Below are 13501 nucleotides of genomic sequence, written 5' to 3'. Positions count from 1 at the left end.
GGTCGGTTCGCGGCCCCGAGTGGGCCGCGAAACCGTCGGGGTGGCACCGGCTGAGATCAGCCCTGGGACTTGCCGACTCGCCAGTATCCGGTGAAGGTGATGTCGGTCTTCGGGAGGCCGCGCTCGACCAGGTGGCGGCGCACGCCCGATACCAGTTTCTGTTCACCCGCCGCCCAGGCGTACACGCCGCTGGTCGGGATATCAGCCGCGCGCACCGCCGCTGCGGCCGCCGCGCCCACCTCGTCGTGCGCGTCGGCGCGCACCAGCCAGTGCACGTCCACCCCCGCCGGTTCGTCCAGCCGCTGCGCGTCGTCGGCGTGCGGGATCTCGATGAACGCGACGCCGCGCAGTTCGCGCGACGCCGACCGCAGCACCCCGGCAATGGCGGGCAGCGCACTCTCGTCGCCGAGCAGCAGGACCGATTCGGTGTGCTCGGGCGGCTGGAAGGTGATGCCCTCGTCGAGCAGCCCCACCTTGCCGCCGGGGGTGGCATTGTTCGCCCACGCCGAGGCCGGGCTGTCGTCGCCGTGGGAGACGAAGTCGATATCCATCTCGGCGGTGGAACCGAATTCCCCCGCCCCGGCCGGCCGGAAGTCGCGCACCGTGTAGTTGCGGACCAGCGGACGGGTGTCCTTGCCCATCATGAGGTACTGGGCGTACCAGCCCAGGCTGCCGGTGGCGGTGGGCAGGCGCAGCGATCCGTCCTTGCCCGGCATGAAGAACCGGAACCACTGGTCGAAGCCCATGGGTTCGAAATCACCCAGGCTCGCGCCGCCCAGGGTGACACGGATGAAATTCGGGCTGATCCGTTTGCTCGCGAGCACTTCCGCGCTGATGAAGTCCCGGTGCTCGGGCTTGAGAAACTTGGTGCGCTTCGCCATGAAATTAGGTTAGCAAACCCTAACTACGCCAATGGGTGTGAGCGGGCCGACGCAGCGGGCGGAGCGACTGTCTGGGAGGCTGAGGGCGTGAACCCTTCGACAGCACAGGCGCAGGTCGTCGTCGACGAGCTGGCGCGCGGGGGTGTGCGGGACGTGGTGCTGTGCCCCGGCTCCCGCAACGCACCGCTGGCCTTCGCGCTACAGGCCGCCGACGCCGCGGGCCGGATCCGGCTGCACATGCGCATCGACGAGCGCACCGCCGGCTTCCTGGCCGTCGGCCTCGCGGTGGCCAGCGGCCGCCCGGTGCCGGTGGTCATGACCTCGGGCACCGCTGTCGCGAACCTCGGCCCCGCCGTGCTCGAGGCCAACTACGCGCGGGTGCCGCTCATCGTGCTCAGCGCCAACCGGCCCTACGAGATGCTCGGCACCGGGGCCAACCAGACCGTCGAGCAGTTCGGGCTGTTCGGCAGCCAGGTGCGCGCCGCCATCAGCCTCGGCCTCGCCGAAATCGAGGACGATCCCGGCTACAACCGCCAGAACAGCGTGTGGCGCTCGGCCGTCTGCCGGGTGCTGGCCGCCGCCCGCGGCACCCGTTCCGGCAATGCCGGGCCGGTGCACTTCGACATCCCGCTGCGCGAACCCCTGGTGCCCGACGCCCGCGAGGGCGATCCGTTGCCGGCTGGCCGGGACAGTGGACGGCCCTGGACCGCAACGCAATACGCGACCCTGGACGTGCCCCTCGACATCGACCTCTCGCCCGACACGGTCGTCATCTCCGGGCACGGGGCGGGGCATCGGCCGGAGTTGGCCGCGCTGCCGACCGTGGCCGAACCGACCGCGCCCATGCACGGGCCGCCGCTGCATCCGCTGGCACTGTCGCTGCTGCGGCCCAAGCAGGCCATCATCACCGGCCGCCCCACCCTGCACCGGCAGGTGTCGCGGGTGCTGGCCGACCCCGAGGTGACCGTGTACGCGCTCACCACCGGACCGCGCTGGCCCGATGTGTCCGGCAATGTGGTGGGCACCGGCACCCGTGCGGTCACCTACGGCGCGCCGACCGCCGCCTGGCTGGACAGCTGCCGCGAGCTGGACGAGCGGTCGCGCGCGGTGATCCGCGCGGAACTGGCCGCGCATCCCAAGCCGACCGGGCTGCATGTGGCGGCCGCGGTCATGGACGCCCTGCACGACGGGGATCAACTGCTGCTCGGCGCGTCCAATCCGGTGCGCGACGCGGCACTGGTATCGCATCCGCGCCCCGGTATCCGGGTGCTGTCCAATCGCGGCGTGGCCGGTATCGACGGCACCGTATCGGCGGCCGTCGGCGCGGCGCTCTCACACGAGGGCCGCACCATGGCCCTCATCGGCGATCTGACCTTCCTGCACGACGCCTCCGGACTGCTCATCGGCCCCGGCGAGCCGCGGCCCAAGGACCTCACCATCGTGGTCGCCAACGACGACGGCGGCGGCATCTTCGAACTGCTGGAACAGGGCGACCCGCAGTACGCGGGCGTCTTCGAGCGAGTTTTCGGCACCCCGCACGGCCTGGATCTGGCCGCGCTGTGCGCCGCCTACCGGGTGCCGCATCGGCAGGTGGATCTGTCCGAGCTGGCCGTGGAGCTGACCCGGCGCGCACACGGCATCCGGGTGCTGGAGGTGGCCACCGAACGCTCCAGCCTGCGGGAACTGCACGCCACCGTGCGCGCGGGCATCGCGGACTGACGCGAAGCGGCGGCGAACCCATCGGGGAGGTTCGCCGCCGCGCCCGTCGGGTCAGTATTCGCTGCCCGCGTCCGTGTCGTCGTAATCGTCGTCCAGGGGCACCGGGATGGACTGTTCGATCACGTCCGCCTCGTTCGCCTCCCAGGTGCGCTCGGGCTCCGGCGGCGTTTCGGTGTCGGCGTCGAAATCGTCCGCGGGGTAGCCGCCGTCCTCGTCGTACGCCGGAACGGTCTGCTCGACGAAGTCGGCCTCCGGTACATCCTTCATGGCGTCGGTGATTCGATCTGTCATCAGGTGCTCCTCTCCAGCTGAGTCGACGGCCCTGACCTTGGGCCGGACGTGCGGCGCGCGCTCCGCCCGGCACTGTCGAGGATGCGCCCGATCCGCCGAGCTGGCAACCACCGCGCGAGCGCCGGTCGCGTCCGCCCGTATCCGTGATGCCCGGGCAGCCTCGGAGTATTCGCCTCCGGAGTATTCGCCCTCCGGAGTACTCGCCCGCGGCCTATTCGTCCGGCAGCAATCCGTTCTCGGCCGGATGCTCCACCAGCGCCACCACGCGGTTGGACAGGAAGCGCGCGGTGCGCACCGGCGTGCCGGTGCGCGTGATCTCGCTGACCTCCACCACCCCGCGCGCGATCCGTGTTTCGACGCGCCGCCCGGCCCGGGTCGCGCGCACCTCGTAATTGCGGTAGCCGCCGCCGGTATCGACGACGATCTCCACTCGATCACCCTTCATCTACCAATTCTCCGCGCCGCCACGCGTTTTCGCTGCTAACGAGTCGGTTGCGGAGTGGCGGTGCACGCACATCCGCACGATCGGGCGCGGGGCACCGATGAATCTCGGCGCGCCGGGCCGTCGTCATGGGTGAGCGGACCGCCCGCCGGGGGCGGTCCGACGCGTTCGAGAGGACCGATGGCTATGTCCGACATCGACAGGCAGGCCGCAGACGCGCAGGCCGCATTCGATATGAAATCCGCCGCCGCGACCATGGCGGCTGTCGTCACCGCGATCACCGATGATCAACTCGACGCCGCCACCCCCTGCGAGGGCATGCCGGTGCACCGGCTGCTCGCCCACGTCGCCATGCTCACCGAGGCATTCCGCGAGGCCGCCACCAAGGAATCCGTCGGCCGTTCGGTATCACCCGATGCGGTGGAGCCCCGGTTGCCCGCCGATTGGCGCGATCTGATCCCCGCCCGGCTCGAGGCCCTGGTGTCCGCCTGGCGGGAGCCGGCGGCCTGGGCCGGCGACACCGAAGCGGGCGGGGTGCTGCTGCCCGCCCCCGAAATGGCCACCGTCGCCCTCGACGAGCTGGTCATCCACGCCTGGGACCTGGCCCGGGCCACCGGCCAGCCCTACGACCCCGACAACGACGACATCACCCGCCTGGCGGATTGGCTGCGCGCCACCCCCGAGGACGGCACCCCCGGCCTCTTCGGCCCCGTCGTCCCCGTCCCCGACACCGCACCCGCCCTCGACCGCCTGCTCGGCCTCACCGGCCGCGACCCGTCCTGGTCCCGTCCCTGAATCAGCCGTTCGCGGCTAAGCGGGCGTGACGAACACGCCCGCACGCGCGGCGGCGGCCGCGGCTTCGGCGGCGGTGACGGCGGCGGAGTCGTCGATGGGGTCGCCGCTGGCGAGCAGGCGGTAGTAGAGGGGGGCGGAGACGGCGGAGAGGAGGGCGCGGGGGTCGGTGCCGGCGGGGATCTCACCGCGGGCGATGGCCGCGTTCACACACGGGGCCCATTCGGTGAGGCGGGTGTCGTAGAAGCGGCGCAGGGCCGCGGCGGCGGTGTCGTCGCAGGTGGCAGCGGCGATGACCGCGGTGAAGAGGCGGCTTTGGCGGGGGTCGGTCAGGGTGGTGGCGACCAGGCGGGCATTGGCCAGCAGGTCGCCCGCGAGGGTGCCGGTATTCGCATGGGGGAGCGAGGTTTCGGCCATGTCCACCAGGAGGTCGGCGATGAGGCCGGTGGGGGTGCGCCAGCGGCGGTAGACGGTGGTCTTGCCGACGTCGGCGCGGGCGGCGACCTCGGTGAGGTCCAGGGCGGCGAAACCCTGTTCGGCGAGCAGATCCCCGGCGGCACGCAGGACCGCTTCGCGGACGCGAGCGGTGCGCCCACCCGGTCGGATCGAGCCGGGGGCAGCGGTGTCCGGATTCATAACGGTCCTCCAGTTCCATTTGCGTCCACGGCAGTGTATCGTCGACCGAGTTAATGAAACTGTGGTTCCGTTAGGAGAAGGCAATGGAGTACCGTCGGCTGGGCGCATCGGGTTTGCTGGTACCGGCACTGAGCTTCGGCGCGGGCACCTTCGGTGGGCGCGGAGAACTGTTCTCCGCCTGGGGCGACACCGATGCGGCGCAGGCGCGCCGGCTCGTGGACATCAGTCTGGAGGCGGGCGTCACCATGTTCGACACCGCCGACGTGTACTCGGACGGGGCCTCGGAAGAGGTGCTGGGCGAGGCGATTCGGGGGCGGCGCGACCGGGTGCTGCTGTCCACCAAGGCCGCACTGCCCACCGGACCGGGCCCGTACGACGCGGGTGCGGGCCGCTCCCGGCTCATCGGCGCGGTGGAGGCATCGCTGCGGCGGCTCGGGGTCGACCACATCGACCTGTTCCAGCTGCACGCCTTCGACGCCGGGACACCGGTGACCGAAACTCTGTCCGCGCTCGACGATCTGGTGCGCGCGGGCAAGATCCGCTACGTCGGGGCGTCCAACTTCGCGGGCTGGCAGCTCATGAAATCGCTGGCGGCGGCGGACCGGCACGGCTTCCCGCGGTATGTGGCGCACCAGGTCTATTACTCCCTGGTCGGCCGCGACTACGAGTGGGAGCTCATGCCGCTGGCCCAGGACGAGGGCGTCGGCGCGGTGGTGTGGAGCCCGCTCGGCTGGGGTCGCCTCACCGGCAAGATCCGTCGCGGACAGCCGCTTCCGGAAGGCAGCCGCCTGCACCGCACCGCCGAGGCCGGGCCGCCGGTGCGCGACGACCTGCTCTACGACGTGGTCGACGTGCTCGACGAGATCGCCGCCGAAACCGGGCGCACCGTGCCGCAGATCGCCCTCAACTGGCTGCTGTCGCGGCCGACGGTGTCCACGGTGATCGTCGGCGCGCGCAATGAGGAGCAGCTGCGCCAGAACCTCGGCGCGGTCGGCTGGCGGCTCGACGCCGAACAGATCGCCCGCCTGGACAAGGCCAGCGCCACCACACCGCCGTACCCGTACTACCCCTACTACCGGCTCCCGGATTTCGCCCGCCTCAACCCGCCGCGGGTCTGATACCGGGAGTCGCCGGACGGACCGCCGCGGCGGCGCTCGCTCCGCACCGGAGCGAGCGCCGAATCGCCTGCCCGGCAGTCGATCGCGGAGGCGGGTCGCCCGTCCGCTCCGGTCAGGGCGCCGAGTACAACCCCTGCGCCAGCACGGGCCACGACGTCTTCAGATCGTCCTGCCAGTAGCCCCAGGAGTGGGTGCCGCTGTCGCGGTAGACGAAGGTCGCCGGAATCCCCAACTCGTGCAACCGGTTCTGCAGATTGCGGTTGAACATGTCCACATTCGCCTCGATGAACGCGCCGATCGCGACCGTCTTCGGCGTCTCGATCGGCGGTTCCTCCCGGAACGGGCCGCCGGGGATGTCGTAGATCCCCGGAATGCCGTTGCCGGTCGAGACGAAGATATTGGTGCCGCGCAAGCCCTCGGCGTGAATGGTCGGATCGTTGAGCTCCCAGAGCGGATTATCCGGTGCGCCCCACATATTCTCGACATTGCCGCCGCCCCACACCTCCACGGTCAGCCGCACCGCCTCCCGGGCGATCGGGTCGCTGGTCTGGGTGATGCCGCTGTACACGGCCACACTGCGGAACCTGCCCGGGTTCTCACGTACCAGATTCAGCACGGCCACCCCCGCCATCGACAGGCCCGCGATGGCGTTGACGCCATTGGTGTTCAGGGCCGCATCGATGAGCGGTGGCAGTTCCTCGCTCAGATAGGTGTCCCACTTGTTCAGGCCCAGCACCGGATCCCGCCGCAGCCAGTCGGTGTAAAAGGCGAAGCCGTTTGCCATGATCTGCACGACATTGACGTTCTTGTCGGACAGGAAATCCAGCGCGTCGGTGCGCAATTTCCAGGTGGCGCTGTCGATGCCGCCGCCCGCCCCGCTGAGCAGGTACAGGGTGGGGCGCGGCTCGGAGGTGTCGGCCGGGCGCAGCACATCCACCGGAACGGTCATATCCATTGCGGTGGAACGCACCTGGAGGCGGATATTGCGATCATCCTGCACCTCGATGCTCTCGATGTACGAGCCGTCCGGTGACTTCAGATCGGGCACCGCGACTCCGGGTGCCCCGGGCACCGGTTCGGCGGTGGCCGACTGTGCGCCGATCATGATCGATACCGCGGCAAGCAGAACCGCCAGAGCCCGTCGTCCCATGCCAGACCTATCGCAAGATCAACAGGCGGGGTTACGGCACGTGACTCAGTACACGTCGCGCACGTAGCGCTTCTCGGCGATGAGCTGCTTCTTGAAGGCCAGTGCGCCGTCCTCGTCCAGCTTGCCGTGAATGCGGGCGATCCTCAGCAGGGTCTCGTCCACGTCCTTGGCCATGCGCGCGGCATCACCGCAGACGTAGAAGTGCCCGCCCTCGCGCAGCCACGCCCACAGCTCCGCGCCGTGCTCGATCATCCGGTGCTGCACGTAGATCCGCTCCCGCTGATCGCGGGAGAAGGCCAGATCCAGCCGGGTCAGGAAGCCGGAGCGGAACATGTCCTCGAGTTCGGTCCGGTAGTAGAAGTTGTCCCGGGCGTACTGGTCGCCGAAGAACAGCCAATTGCGGCCGCCGCAGCCGAGGGCGCGACGTTCCTGCAGGAAGCCGCGGAAGGGTGCGATACCGGTGCCGGGGCCGACCATGATCATGGGGGCGTTCGGGTCCAGCGGCGGACGGAAGTGCGGGGCGCGCTGCAGGAAGATCGGCACCGGGGCGTCCGCGCGATCGGACAGGTAGGTGGACGACACGCCGCCGCGCCGGGACGCCGAACCGGTCGCCGCGGGATCGCCGTAGCGCACCACACTCACCGTCAACTGCACCTCGTGCGGGCTGACCAGAGGGCTGGACGAGATCGAATACTGACGCGGCTGCAGCTTTTTCAGCGTGCCGAGCCACTCCACCAGATCGGCACGCACCGGGAAGTCGCGCAGCACGTCCACCGCCTGCCGATCCCACAGGTACCTGTCGAGTTCGTTGCGGTTGTCGCGGCGCAGCAGCTTCGCCAGCCGCGGACTCGGATTGTGATCGGCGATGAAGCCGAGCAGATCCTGCGACACCTTGGTGATGTCGAAATGCGTGCGCAGCGCCTCGGCGAGCGGCACCTCGCGATCATCGACCTCGATCCCGCGCCGCCCGTCCAGCCCGGTGGCGTCGAGCCATTCGGCCACCATCTTGTCGCAGTTGGCGGGCCGCACCCCCAGCGAATCGCCCACCTCGTAGCTCGCCTCGAGGCCGCGCAGATCGAACCCGAACTGCCGCACCTCCTTCTCCGAACCCGCCCGCGACAGCAGTTCATTGCGCACCAGCGGGGCGGACACCGGCGCATTGCGGGTGAAAGGCGCGGTGCGCCGCGTGCGCGCCGCCGTCACGGTCGCGGACCGCCCCGCGGCCGCCCCCGCCGCCGTGCCGATCCGAGCCGAAGCCGATGCCGATGCCGAAACACTGCCGTGACCACCGGCAGCATCGCCGAATGTGACCGCCGTCCCGCCATTGCCGAATCCCCTGGCCGAGCCGACTTCGACCCTGCCGCCGATCCCCGCCGCGCCGGTACCGGCCATACTCGCCGCGAAGTCACTTGCGCCACTGATGAATCCGTCTCCAGTGCCACCGCTGCCGTCGTGGTTGCCGGTGGGGCCGCTGTTACCCTCGGTCGGGCCACCGGCGGCCCCGTCGGCCTCGGCGAGGGCGGTGAGGGCGTCCGTCAGCCACTCCTCGGCCAGGTCCTCGTAGTCCGGTTCGCTGTCGATCCGGGGGAGCAGCCGTGCCGCGCCGCGTTTCGCGAGCAGTTCGTCGAGTTTGCGGCCGTGGCCGCAGAAGTCGTCATAGGACGAGTCGCCCAGGGCGAAGACGGCGTAGCGGACGCCGACGAAGCGGGTGGCGCTGTCGGTCAGCCGTTCCCAGAAGTCCGCGCCGTTGTCGGGTGGTCCGCCGTCGCCGAAGGTACTGCTGATGATCAGCACATCGCCGGTCAGGTCGGTGAGTTCGGCCGAGTCCATATCGAGCAGCCGGGGCGTGAAACCGGCTTCGGCCAGCCGGGTGGCGGTCGCGGCCGCGAACTCCTCGGCGGTGCCGGTCTGGGAGGCCCAGAGCACGGTCACCGTGCGCGGCGGAGCCGCCGCGGCGGCATCGGCGGGGCCCGCGCCCGGCACGATTCCCACTGTGCGGGAATACATTCCGGCCAGCAGCCCGTCGACCCACATGCGCGCGGCGGGCGAGATGGGCGCGGTCTCCGGCAGCACCGGTTGGCCGGTCACCGGAAGCGATTGCAGCGCGGCCAGATACCCGCCGAGATAGACGCGTTCGGTCTCGCTGAGGGTCGGCGCGGTGGCTCTCTCGAGTCCGAGCATGGTCGCCAGCGGGTGCGGTCCGCCCGCCATCGCGGGCGCGGCGGCCGGTGACCCGGTGGGCTGCACCACCGCGCCAGCGCCCATTCCGGCTGTGCCCGCGGCCATTCCGGCTGCGCCCGCGCCCATTCCGGCTGCGCCCACGGCCATTCCGGCTGCGCCTGCGGGTGTTCCCGTCGCGCCCGCGGGCGGCTCCGGAGCGTTCTCCGGCAGCACCGCCACCTTCCGCAGCCGCACGGCGCACGCCTTGAACTCCGGTTGCAGCGAGGCCGGGTCCACCGCGTCATTGGTGACGGCATTGATGGTCAGGTACTCGCCCTGCTCGTCGTTCCAGTGGAACGGCGCGAAACAGGAGCCCGGCCGGGTGCGGTCGCTGATCACGACCGGCAGCACCGCTCGCCCACGGCGGGAGGCGATTTCGAGGTGATCCCCGTCGCGCACGTCCAGCCGCTCGGCGTCGTCGGGGTGCACCTCCACGAACGGCTTCCCGTTCAGCCTGGTGAGTTTCGCGATCTTGCCGGTCTTGGTCATGGTGTGCCACTGGTGCTGGAGACGACCGGTGTTGAGCACGAACGGGAAGTCCTCGTCCGGCATCTCCTCGGGCGGCAGATGCGGGCGCGGCCAGAACACCGCGCGGCGGCTCGGGGTGGCGAAGGCCAGTCGCGGGGTGTGCCCGTCCGCATCGGTGAACAGCGGTTGGCTGACACCGTCGTTCACGTAGCGGATGGGATTGCGCCGCCGCCGCGGATCGGGGCACGGCCACTGCACGGGTCCCTCGCGCAGCGCCTCGTAGCTGATGCCGCGCAGGTCGTACCCCGTTGCCGGATTGCTGAACCGCGTGATCTCCGCGAACACCTCGGCGCTGGACGCGTAGTCGAATCCCTCGAAGCCCATGGCGGTGGCGACCTGGGCGATGAGCAGCCAGTCCGGCCGCGCGTCGCCCACCGGATCGACGGAGCGCCGCAGCAGTGTCATGGTGCGTTCGGAATTCACCATCACCGCATCGGATTCCGCCCACAGGGTGGCGGGCAGCAGGACGTCGGCGTAGGCGTTGGTGGCGGTCTCGGTGTACACGTCCTGCGCGATCACCAGTTCCGCGGCCTCCAGGCCCGCGATGACGTTCTTCCGATTCGCCACGGAGGCAACGGGATTGCTGCAGATGACCCAGCACGCCTTGATGTCCCCGTCGGCCAGGCCGCGGAACATCTCGATGGTGCCGGGACCACCGGTATCCCGAATGGTGCCCGGCTCCACCCCCCACACGGTCTCCACGAAGGCGCGATCGGCCGCCGACAGCACCGCGCGCTGTCCGGGCAACCCCGGCCCCATATAGCCCATCTCCCGGCCGCCCATGGCATTCGGCTGCCCGGTCAGCGAGAACGGCCCGCTGCCGGTGCGCCCGATGGCGCCGGTGGCCAGGTGCAGATTGCAGAGGGCATTGGTGTTCCAGGTGCCGTGCGTGGACTGGTTGAGGCCCATGGTCCACAGCGACATCCACTCGCCCGCCGCGCCGATCCAGCGGGCGGCGGTGCGCAGCTGCGCCTCGTCGACGCCGGTGATCTCGGCGACCCGTCCGGGCGGGTAGTCGGCCAGGAATTCCGGCATGGCCGCCCAGCCCTCGGTGTGCTCGGCGATGAATTCGGCGTCGATGTCACCGTTGGCGACCAGCAGGTGCAGCAGGCCGTTGAGCAGTGCCAGATCGGTGCCGGGCGCGATCTGCAGGAACAGATCCGCCCGCGCCGCCGTGTCGGTGCGGCGCGGATCCACTACGATCAGCTTCGCGCCCGCCTTCAGCCGGTCGGCCATGCGCAGGAACAGGATCGGATGGCAGTCGGCCATATTCGCGCCGATGACGAAGAACAGGTCGGCGTGGTCGATGTCGTCGTAGGAGCCGGGCGGGCCGTCCGCGCCCAACGACTGCTTGTAACCGGTGGCCGCGCTGGCCATGCACAGCCGCGAATTGGCCTCGATGTGCACGGTCCGCAGATACCCCTTGGCCAGCTTGGTGGCCAGGTACTGCGCTTCCATGGACATCTGCCCGGATACGTACAGGGCGATGGCGTCGGGTCCGTGGGTGTCGAGGATCACCCGCAGTCGGTCGGCGGCCTCCTGGACGGCCGCGTCGACCGGCACCGCCACCGGTGCCTGCCCGCGCTCGGGCCGCCGGTACGCGGTCGCCATGCGGCCCGGTGTGGTGTGCAGTTCGAGATGGGTGGCCCCCTTGGTGCACAGGCGTCCGGCGTTGACCGGGTGCAGCTTGTCACCGCTCACCTTGGCGATCACGGTCGCGCCGTGCTCGTCGGTCCCGGTGTCGACGGTGATGCCGCAGCCGACGCCGCAGTAGGAGCACGCCGTGCGGGTGCTCGTGCGGGGAGTGGCTGCATCCGACATGAGACCGATCATCCCGATCCCCGATTGCGCCGGATTTACCCAACGTTATCGCCAGGTGACAAAACTCCTCACCGCGCACATCGGCCGTGGTGAGGTGCCTGACCTGCGGTGATTTATCTCACGCGGAGCTCAGCCCAGTTTGTGGGCGCGGTGCAGCGCCACCACCCCGCCGGTCAGGTTGCGCCATTCGACCCGCGACCACCCGGCGTCGGCGATGCGCAGCGCCAGCTGCGACTGGGTCGGCCAGGCCCGAATCGACTCGGCCAGGTACACGTAGGCGTCCGGATTGCTGGAGACCGCGCGCGCCACCTTCGGCAGCGCCTTCATCAGGTACTCCATATAGACGGTGCGGAACGGGCCGAACACCGGTGTGGAGAACTCCGCCACCACCAGCCGCCCGCCCGGTTTGGTGACCCGCAGCATCTCGCGCAGCGCCAGATCCGGATCGGCCACATTGCGCAGCGCGTAGGCGATGGTCACGGCATCGAAGGAGGCGTCGGCGAAGGGCAGGCGCATGGCGTCGGCCGCCACCATCGGCACCTCGCGATGCCGTCCGGCGGCGAGCATGCCCTGTGAGAAGTCCGCCGCCACCACCCAGGCGCCGGATTTCGCCAGATCCACCGTGGACACACCGGTTCCCGCCCCGAGATCCAGTACCCGCTCACCGGGCCGTAGCGCGAGGGCCTTGCGTGTCGTCCAGCGCCAATAGCGGTCCTGTCCCGCGGAGATGACGGTATTGGTCAGGTCGTACCGCTTCGCGACCCCGTCGAACATCGACGCGACCTCGTGCGGCTGCTTGTCCAGCGAGGCCCGAAACGATTCCCGCCGCTCTGTTTTCGCCACAGTCGAACCCTAGCGCTCCCGGCGCGACAGCAGCCACAGCGTGGGCAGCGCCACGCCCCAGGTCACCACGATCACCGACAGGGTGGGGATGATGGCCACCCGCACGTCCCGGCCCGCCACCCGCACCAGATCCGGATCGCTGCGCCGGTACTCCACGTTGATGCGCTCGCCCACCGTCAGTTTGGTGGGGTAGAGCACCCCCACCCGAGGGTTATGGGTCTTGCCGTCCGGGGTGACGAAGATGACCGCCGAACGCAGGCGGCCCGCCGACAGCACCTCACCGGTTGCCACACCTTTGTCGGCGTTGATCAGATAGTCGTCCCGCCAGGCCGCGAGCAGCAGCAGCACCGATAGCGCGCTGATAGCGGTAGCGGTGATGAGGACCCCGATCCGGGTCCGCTGCAAGCGAAGCGCACGGTGCCGCATCGTGTTGGCAGACTGGCTGGTTTCCGACACTTAACCAGCTTATTCAACGGCTCGACTACCGTGTGCGGCCATGTCCCGAAAAATCAGCTTCACCGTGCAGTACAGCGTTCCGGTCGAAGATCTTCACCGGGCACTCACCTCCGACGATGTGTGGCGGTCGCGCTTCGCCGACGCCGCCACCGCCACCCTGGATCTCTCGCACCCCGGGGGACCCGGCACCATCCGCATCCATATGACCGAAAAGGCGCCCGAGGAGAAGATCCCCAGCATCGTCACCAAGGTGCTCAAGAGCGAGCTCGTGCTCGAGCGCACCGACAACTGGGGCGCCCTGGACGGCGAGATCGCCAAGGGCGACTTCAAGGGCGCGTCCAAGGGCATCACCACCGAGATGGAGGGCACCTACGAACTGCGGCCCACCGCCGCGGGCTCCGAGATCGAGGTGAGCGGCATCGTGGCCGTCAAGGTGGCGCTGGTCGGCGGCGCCATCGAACCGCTGGTGGAGAACCTGCTCCGCAAGGTGATGGACAGCGAACGCAAGCACATCGAGGCTTGGTACGCCACCCAGAACGCCTAGTAGCCAAGGAAATTCCGTGCCCGCCCGTGATCCACGGGCGGGCACGATCGTCCCGGAGAC

12 protein-coding genes are annotated in these 13501 nt (G+C 69.9%); 4 read left to right on the top strand and 8 right to left on the bottom strand.

What is annotated here, in order from left to right; genetic code table 11:
- Window positions 1-56 precede the first annotated feature (56 nt).
- Entirely contained in the window at window positions 57-881 is an 825-nt protein-coding gene (locus tag QMO76_RS21010; protein ID WP_306363034.1) for a siderophore-interacting protein, read from the bottom strand.
- Between the two features lie 87 nt (window positions 882-968).
- On the opposite strand from QMO76_RS21010, the gene menD reads away from it, so the two are divergent.
- Window positions 969-2600, top strand: a complete 1632-nt coding sequence (gene menD / locus QMO76_RS21005; RefSeq protein ID WP_306363033.1) for a 2-succinyl-5-enolpyruvyl-6-hydroxy-3-cyclohexene-1-carboxylic-acid synthase — start codon at window positions 969-971, stop codon at window positions 2598-2600.
- A gap of 51 nt (window positions 2601-2651) precedes the next feature.
- Here menD and QMO76_RS21000 read toward each other — a convergent pair whose 3' ends face one another.
- Window positions 2652-2891 (bottom strand): hypothetical protein, encoded by a 240-nt coding sequence (locus QMO76_RS21000; protein ID WP_306363032.1) that lies wholly within the window; start codon window positions 2889-2891, stop codon window positions 2652-2654.
- A gap of 211 nt (window positions 2892-3102) precedes the next feature.
- Window positions 3103-3336: a hypothetical protein gene (locus tag QMO76_RS20995; protein ID WP_306363031.1), complete on the bottom strand. Its 234-nt coding sequence runs from the start codon at window positions 3334-3336 to the stop codon at window positions 3103-3105.
- Window positions 3337-3519: 183 nt separating this feature from the next.
- Between QMO76_RS20995 and QMO76_RS20990 the strand changes: the two genes are divergently transcribed.
- Window positions 3520-4128, top strand: a complete 609-nt coding sequence (locus QMO76_RS20990; RefSeq protein WP_306363030.1) for a TIGR03086 family metal-binding protein — start codon at window positions 3520-3522, stop codon at window positions 4126-4128.
- 15 nt (window positions 4129-4143) lie between these two features.
- Here QMO76_RS20990 and QMO76_RS20985 read toward each other — a convergent pair whose 3' ends face one another.
- Window positions 4144-4761: a TetR/AcrR family transcriptional regulator gene (locus QMO76_RS20985; RefSeq protein ID WP_306363029.1), complete on the bottom strand. Its 618-nt coding sequence runs from the start codon at window positions 4759-4761 to the stop codon at window positions 4144-4146.
- Window positions 4762-4844: 83 nt separating this feature from the next.
- On the opposite strand from QMO76_RS20985, the gene QMO76_RS20980 reads away from it, so the two are divergent.
- On the top strand, window positions 4845-5879 hold the full coding sequence (locus QMO76_RS20980; protein ID WP_306363028.1) for an aldo/keto reductase: 1035 nt from the start codon (window positions 4845-4847) through the stop codon (window positions 5877-5879).
- Between the two features lie 112 nt (window positions 5880-5991).
- Here the strand turns inward: QMO76_RS20980 and QMO76_RS20975 are convergent, their stop codons facing one another.
- The 4 genes from QMO76_RS20975 to QMO76_RS20960 all read right to left on the bottom strand — a co-directional run bounded on the left by QMO76_RS20975 (window position 5992) and on the right by QMO76_RS20960 (window position 12867).
- Window positions 5992-7029 (bottom strand): alpha/beta hydrolase family protein, encoded by a 1038-nt coding sequence (locus tag QMO76_RS20975; RefSeq protein ID WP_306363027.1) that lies wholly within the window; start codon window positions 7027-7029, stop codon window positions 5992-5994.
- Window positions 7030-7074: 45 nt separating this feature from the next.
- Entirely contained in the window at window positions 7075-11598 is a 4524-nt protein-coding gene (locus QMO76_RS20970) for a molybdopterin-dependent oxidoreductase (protein WP_306363026.1), read from the bottom strand.
- A 129-nt stretch (window positions 11599-11727) separates the two neighbouring features.
- Window positions 11728-12441 carry a demethylmenaquinone methyltransferase gene (locus QMO76_RS20965; RefSeq protein ID WP_306363025.1) on the bottom strand — a complete coding sequence of 238 codons (714 nt, stop codon included), beginning with the start codon at window positions 12439-12441 and terminating at the stop codon, window positions 11728-11730.
- A gap of 9 nt (window positions 12442-12450) precedes the next feature.
- Window positions 12451-12867 (bottom strand): DUF3592 domain-containing protein, encoded by a 417-nt coding sequence (locus tag QMO76_RS20960; RefSeq protein WP_306363206.1) that lies wholly within the window; start codon window positions 12865-12867, stop codon window positions 12451-12453.
- A gap of 70 nt (window positions 12868-12937) precedes the next feature.
- Here QMO76_RS20960 and QMO76_RS20955 point away from each other — a divergent pair, with 70 nt between their 5' ends.
- Window positions 12938-13441, top strand: coding sequence for a DUF2505 domain-containing protein (locus tag QMO76_RS20955; protein WP_306363024.1), 504 nt, complete (start codon window positions 12938-12940; stop codon window positions 13439-13441).
- Window positions 13442-13501 lie beyond the last annotated feature (60 nt).

The organism is Nocardia sp. CC227C (assembly GCF_030767025.1).
Lineage (GTDB): Bacteria > Actinomycetota > Actinomycetes > Mycobacteriales > Mycobacteriaceae > Nocardia.
Note: the sequence above shows the minus strand (reverse complement) of the source record. Positions and strands in the feature narration are given on the sequence as shown.